Raw genomic sequence first — 6,733 nt, 5'->3', positions numbered from 1 at the left:
GTCCATCCCCCCACAAGTCCCCCTCGCCCGACCCGGGGGCTTGTGGGGGGATGGATGCAGTGGGCGTCGCGGCCCATGCTGCCCTCGTGGGGTTGGCGCCGCAGGCGCCCCAGGGCGGGATGCGGCCGGCTTCATAGCGCGAGCGGCGGCTCAAAGGCCATGCCAGCGGCCTTATCGCTGGCATGGCCTTTGAAAGCGGCCTGCCCTCACTTCAGGTCGTTCGGGGTCAGCGGAGCGCGCAGCGCTGCGCGGGTGTCGGGGATTAGCCGTGCGGCCAAGGGGGAGCGCAGCTGCCCCTTGATGAGCAGGCGTTGCGAGAGGAGGACTGGAGGCGGACCACAGGTCCGGTCCCGCAGGGACGGAGCGCAGCGACCCGCAAGGAGGACGGGCCCGCAGGGCCTCGCCCGGCGTTTCCTACGGCTTGACGGCAGCACCGTGACCGGCGTGCAGCTGCCGGATCAGGTTCTCATAGTCGAACGAATGCTCATGAGTCGGATAGGCGTAGGCGACATAGGCCTGCGCCGCGTAGGTAATCGTCCAGTGCGCCGCCTCGGGCGACAGCGCCCAGCCCAGCGGCGCCGCATGCCCATGACGGCGCGAAGTATCTGAAACCCCACGCAGGCTCTATTCCGCCAGCACCTCCGGCGCGTGGCGCGCCGCAGCCCGCTCCGCTTCCTTGGCCCCAGATGGTTCACCGGGGCGCCGCGGCGATGCGAAGCTACAGCAAGCCTTGCTAATCAGGTTCCCGCTTACGGCGACCAGCTGCCCGGTAGCCTCGATGCGGTCACGTTGTTGACAATGAGTGACCCTTCATATCCCCACCGGAAAGTCAAACTGATCGTATTTTGATGCAAGTAAAAGAAGCTCCTTCGCACTGAGGCGGACGATCCGATAAACGCGCGATACTGGACATGAATAGCGCCCCCGTCACTAGAAAAACCATAGAACCCCACCTACAGCTTCTACTCACGAGGCACCTCCATGACAACCCGCCCTCTCACCACCCACGATCTGCTCGCTCCAGGCCGTGTCCTGATTCTGCGTCCACAGCTACTGCAAAAAGTGCCGCTCAGTGCCCGCACGATCTACGATATGGAACAGCGCGGAGAATTTCCCAAGCACTTCACCATCAGTCCTACCAAAGTCGCATGGGACCTCGCCGAGGTGGACGCATGGATCGCCGAAAGAAAAGCATCCGCAGGCCAAGGCCCGCGGCCCGGTCACAAAAAGCCATAGACCAGTTTAGAAAGTGGCGAATACCCATGCTTACTTGGTCCATTCATCGATCATGTCGGCCCAGGCCTGCAGCATCTCGCGCCGCTGCTCAGCATATTCCGCCTTGTTGTACACAGCTCGCACATTGCGCTGCTCGTGCGCCAGGCACTTCTCTATCCAATCGGTGTTGTACCCGGCCTCATGCAGCAGGGTTGACGCCGTGCGCCGCAAATCGTGGGGCGAAAATTCATCCAGCGCGCAACCGTCCCGGCTCGCGGTTTCTATAACCTTAGTCAGCACGCCATTGAGACTGACGCCGCTCATCGGCCTGTCAATGTCGTAGCGGTTCGGTAGCACGAAACGCGAGCCGCCAGCACAGGTCTTGAAAGCCACCATGATATCCATCGCCTGGCGCGACAAATAGACATTGTGGGGATTGCGCCGCTTCATGCGCGATGCCGGAATCGTCCACAACGCATGTTCAAAATCGACTTCATCCCAAGCCGCGTCCGTCAGTTCGGATTTGCGCACCAGCGTCAACAAGAGCATCTTGCACGCCAGCTTGATCGTCGGTGCGCTATTGATCCGCTCCAGGTACTTGTAGAACTGTTTGATTTCGTTTGGAGACAGGGCCCGATCGCGTGGCACAAACGTCGCGATCGATGTCGGCCGAACGCCTTCGGCCGGATTGGCATGCCGCTCGCCACGCGCGTCCGCATACCGGTACACCTGCAGCACAATTTCGCGCGCATGCACCGCCACCGCCGGCGCGCTCCTATCCACGATACGGTCACACAGAGCTCGCAGCTGCTGCTCCGAGATTTCTGACAGCAGTAACGACCCCAACGCCTTCTTCAGGTCATGCTCGTAAGTGTGTCGCCGCATCGCGCGTGTCGACTCGGCCATCCTGTATTTATCGAGCCACCTTTCTGCCCATACCGAAAACGATTCCTGTGCCTTTTTGCGCTGGATACGTTCGGTCTTGGTGCGTGCGGGCGATTTGCCACCGGACAGAGTCTTGCGCGCTTCAGCAAGGGCCGTGCGGGCCTCGGCGAGGGTCATGCCGCCTCCCCCATACCGGCCAAGCGTCAACGTCTCCTGGCGGCCGTTGACGCGGTAATTGAAGCGAAACGAAATCCCACCGGCGGTGGAGACGTACACATACAGACCGTCGCGGTCCGCGACCTTATAAGGCCGTTCCCGCCCTTTCAAGGATCTCAGCTTTGCGTCTGTTAGCATTTCGCACCTCTGTCGCATACCAGCACGATCGGAAAAACACCGTAAAATCAACAACTTAGAAAATAAACTAGATGTAGTTAGACCTCGCGGAGAAGGGTAAAATTCCGCAAAAATACCATCAACGCACGAACCAACCAAGGCAGACGAAAAAGACCATAGAAATCAAATACTTACACGAATTTCTACCATCAACAGTACCATCACGTACTGTTCAGGCTGTGATGGTATTCGTTGCCTTGGATCATCTACCCCAATTCGCCGTGCCATCATGATGACCATCAAGCCCTCTTGCTTTGCGTTGCATGAGTTTGCCAAAATTCGCGCGACCAAAAAGAAAAAGCCCCTGAAAATCAGGGGCTTAATCTCGTCCGTTTGCCAGCCAACGCCAGCAGCTACCAGCTACGGAATCATTCCCACTCGATGGTCGCAGGCGGCTTGCCCGAAATATCGTAGACCACGCGGTTAATCCCGCGTACTTCATTAATGATGCGGTTCGACACCTTGCCCAGCAGCGAGTGCGGCAGGTGCGCCCAGTGCGCGGTCATGAAGTCCTGCGTCTGCACCGCGCGCAGCGCCACCACGTATTCGTAGGTACGGCCGTCGCCCATCACGCCCACCGATTTCACCGGCAGGAACACGGCAAACGCTTGCGACGTCGCCTCGTACCAGTTGGTCGGCACGCTGTCCTGATCGAAGCCGGGAACCACGACCGGCTCGTACGGCGTGTTGCGCAGCTCTTCGATGAAGATGGCGTCCGCGCGGCGCAGCAGGTCGGCATACTCCTTCTTCACTTCGCCGAGGATGCGCACGCCCAGGCCCGGGCCCGGGAACGGGTGACGGTAGACCATGTCGTGCGGCAGGCCCAGCGCCACGCCCAGCTTGCGCACTTCGTCCTTGAACAGTTCGCGCAGCGGTTCCAGCAGCGACAGCTTCATGTGCTCAGGCAGGCCGCCCACGTTGTGGTGGCTCTTGATGGTCTGGCCCTTCTTGCCCTTGCCGGCCGACTCGATCACGTCCGGGTAGATGGTGCCTTGCGCCAGCCACTTGGCGTTGACCAGCTTGCCCGATTCCTTGTCGAACACTTCGACGAACTCGCGGCCGATGATCTTGCGCTTCTGCTCCGGATCGGCGACGCCGGCCAGGTGGCCCATGAACTGGTCTTCCGCATCGATGCGTATCACCTTGACGCCCAGGTTCTTGGCGAACATGTCCATCACCATCTTGCCCTCGTCCAGGCGCAGCAGGCCGTGGTCGACGAACACGCAGGTCAGCTGGTCGCCGATGGCGCGGTGGATCAGCGCGGCGGCCACCGACGAATCGACGCCGCCGGACAAGCCCAGGATCACTTCATCGGTGCCGACTTGCGCACGGATTTTTTCGACCGCTTCCGAGATGTAATCCGGCATGTTCCAGTCCGACTTGCAGCCGCAGATCTCGTGCACGAAGCGGCCCAGCATGGCCTTGCCCTGCACCGTGTGGGTGACTTCCGGGTGCCACTGCACGCCGTAGAAACGCTTCTCCTCGTCGGCCATGGCGGCGATCGGGCAGCTAGGCGTGCTGGCCATCAGCTTGAAGCTCGGCGGCATTTCCAGCACCTTGTCGCCGTGGCTCATCCACACCTTCAGCATGCCGTGGCCCTCGTCGGTGACGAAGTCGTTGATGCCGTCGAGCAGCTTGGTGTGGCTGCGGGCGCGCACTTCGGCGTAGCCGAATTCGCGCACCAGGCCGTTCTCGACCTTGCCGCCCAGCTGCGCGGCCATGGTCTGCATGCCGTAGCAGATACCCAGCACCGGCACGCCCAGTTCGAACACGGCGTCCGGCGCGCGCGGGGCGTCGCCTTCCAGGGTCGAGCTGTGGCTGCCCGACAGGATCACGCCGGCGGCGCCGTAGTTGCGCACGAACTCGTCGCTGACGTCATACGGGAACACTTCCGAGAACACGCCGGAGTCGCGCACGCGGCGCGCGATCAGCTGGGTCACTTGGGAGCCGAAATCGAGAATGAGGATTTTTGAGTGCATGAGTATCTACTGATGAAGATGAGAATAGAAAAACGCCGGCTCCAAGAGCCGGCGTTGCAAGGACGGTTTAGTCACCGGAACGGTAGTTCGGCGCTTCCTTGGTGATTTGCACGTCGTGCACATGCGATTCGCGCATGCCGGCCGAGGTGATCTCGACGAACTCGGCTTTGTTGCGCAGTTCGTCGATGGTGGCGCAGCCGCAGTAACCCATCGATTGACGCACGCCGCCGACCAGCTGGAAGATGATCGCCAGCACGCTGCCCTTGTAGGCGACGCGGCCTTCGATTCCTTCGGGCACGAACTTGTCGGCCTTCATGGTGGCGTCCTGGAAGTAGCGGTCGGCCGAGCCGTCCGACATCGCGCCCAGCGAGCCCATGCCGCGATACGACTTGTACGAGCGGCCCTGGTACAGGATCACTTCGCCCGGCGCCTCTTCGGTGCCGGCAAACATGGAGCCCATCATCACGGTCGATGCGCCGGCCGCCAGCGCCTTGGAAATGTCGCCCGAGAAGCGGATGCCGCCGTCGGCGATACATGGCACGCCGGTGCCTTCCAGCGCTTCGGCAACGTTGGAGATCGCGGTGATCTGCGGCACGCCGACGCCGGCGACGATACGGGTGGTGCAGATCGAGCCCGGGCCGATGCCGACCTTGACCGCGTCCGCGCCGTATTCAACCAGCGCCTTGGCGGCGGCCGCGGTGGCGATGTTGCCGCCGATGACGTCCACGTGCGGGAACTTGGTCTTAATCCATTTCACGCGGTCCAGGATGCCTTGCGAGTGGCCGTGGGCGGTGTCGACCACCAGCACGTCGACGCCGGCCGCAACCAGCAGCTCGATGCGCTCCTCATCTTTTGCGCCCACGCCGACCGCGGCGCCCACCAGCAGCTTGCCCTGCGAGTCTTTCGACGCCAGCGGGTGCTCGGTGGATTTCTGGATGTCTTTGACGGTGATCAGGCCGCGCAGTTCGAACGCGTCGTTGACGACCAGCACGCGCTCGAGGCGGTGCTTGTTCATCAGGCGCTTGGCCTCGTCGCGATCGGCGCCTTCCGCGCCTTCCTTGACGAACACCAGCTTTTCGCGCGGGGTCATCTTGGCGCGCGCTTCGGCGTCCAGTTCCTGCTCGAAACGCAGGTCGCGGTTGGTGATGATGCCGACCACTTCCTTGCCTTCGACGACAGGGAAGCCGGAAATGCCGTACTGCTCGGTCAGCTTGATGACGTCGCGGATCTTCATCGTCGGCGGGATCGTGATCGGATCACGCAGCACACCGGCTTCGAAACGCTTGACGCGCGCCACCTCGCGGGCCTGGTCCTTGGGATTCAGGTTCTTGTGGATGATGCCTATGCCGCCCTCTTGCGCCATCGCGATAGCGAGACGGGCTTCGGTGACCGTGTCCATCGCTGCGGACAGCAAGGGAATATTCAGGCTGATGTTGCGGGTCAGACGAGTTTTGAGGGACGTATCGGCAGGCAGAACATTCGAGTACGCGGGGACGAGCAGCACGTCATCAAACGTGAGTGCTTTTTGGAGTAGACGCATAGCATTTCCTATAGGCGCAAAAGCAGATTATACAGAATAAACCGCCCCCTGTCCTAACTCTGCCGAAACTTCTGTTTCGCTACCTCCAGAAAACTGCCATCTCAATTGTTAAATATTGCAGCGCGGAATATGTGTTGTTTATGCGCTAATTTTTAAATATTGCTATTTTAACGCTGCCATTAGGCAAACTGATCCGGTGCTCATAAGCCGGCAACTTGACTTTTTTTTAGGGGTTCTACGATGAAACTGAAACTGCTCGCACCTGCTGTACTGGCTTTCGCCGCACTATCCGCGAACGCTGCAGACCAAACCTTCAACATCCTCCCCAACGTCACCTTCGACTTCAACGGGCTGGCATTGCCCGGCGACGGGCTGCTGTCGGACGGTTCGGATGTGCTGACCTTCACCGGCCTGTCCGCTGGCGCCTATAACGTCGTGTTGACGTACAGCGCCAACTTCTCGGATATCACGACCGCTTCGCTGAACGGCAATTCGCCGTCGATCCTGTATCACAGCACGCCGATCAGCCTCGGCGCGTTCGATCTGACGTCGACCGCTCCGTTCACGCTGACGCTCTCGGGCACGACCAGCGGTGCGCCGTTGGCGGCATATTCCGGCCACATCACGGTAACGCCTGTGCCTGAGCCGGAAACCTATGGCATGCTGCTGGGTGGTCTGGGTCTGCTGGGTCTGGTGGCCCGTCGCCGCAAGCAGTCCTGAT

4 protein-coding genes and 1 pseudogene are annotated in these 6,733 nt (G+C 61.0%); 2 read left to right on the top strand and 3 right to left on the bottom strand.

Features of this window, described 5'->3' with window-relative positions:
• Positions 1-981: 981 nt before the first annotated feature.
• The gene (locus ACCD07_RS28015; protein WP_413449237.1) at positions 982-1,236 is read left to right on the top strand and encodes a helix-turn-helix transcriptional regulator; all 255 of its coding nucleotides are present in this window, start codon (positions 982-984) and stop codon (positions 1,234-1,236) included.
• Between the two features lie 30 nt (positions 1,237-1,266).
• On the opposite strand, the gene ACCD07_RS28010 is transcribed toward ACCD07_RS28015, so the two are convergent.
• From ACCD07_RS28010 to guaB, 3 genes are all read right to left on the bottom strand, one after another.
• Positions 1,267-2,454: a tyrosine-type recombinase/integrase gene (locus ACCD07_RS28010; protein WP_413449236.1), complete on the bottom strand. Its 1,188-nt coding sequence runs from the start codon at positions 2,452-2,454 to the stop codon at positions 1,267-1,269.
• Positions 2,455-2,861: 407 nt separating this feature from the next.
• Complete coding sequence (gene guaA / locus ACCD07_RS28005; protein WP_176651063.1) at positions 2,862-4,472, bottom strand: glutamine-hydrolyzing GMP synthase; 1,611 nt, start codon at positions 4,470-4,472, stop codon at positions 2,862-2,864.
• Positions 4,473-4,539: 67 nt separating this feature from the next.
• A complete protein-coding gene (guaB, locus tag ACCD07_RS28000; RefSeq protein WP_070271573.1) occupies positions 4,540-6,012 on the bottom strand; it encodes an IMP dehydrogenase in 1,473 nt (490 codons plus the stop codon).
• A 372-nt stretch (positions 6,013-6,384) separates the two neighbouring features.
• On the opposite strand from guaB, the pseudogene ACCD07_RS27995 reads away from it, so the two are divergent.
• Positions 6,385-6,732, top strand: a pseudogene (locus ACCD07_RS27995) (FxDxF family PEP-CTERM protein); the annotation flags it as partial.
• Position 6,733: the final 1 nt, after the last annotated feature.

The sequence above is a fragment of the Duganella sp. Dugasp56 genome (genome assembly GCF_047304105.1).
In the GTDB taxonomy this organism is placed as follows: domain Bacteria; phylum Pseudomonadota; class Gammaproteobacteria; order Burkholderiales; family Burkholderiaceae_D; genus Rugamonas; species Rugamonas hordei.
This window is presented reverse-complemented; position numbering and strand designations above follow the sequence as displayed.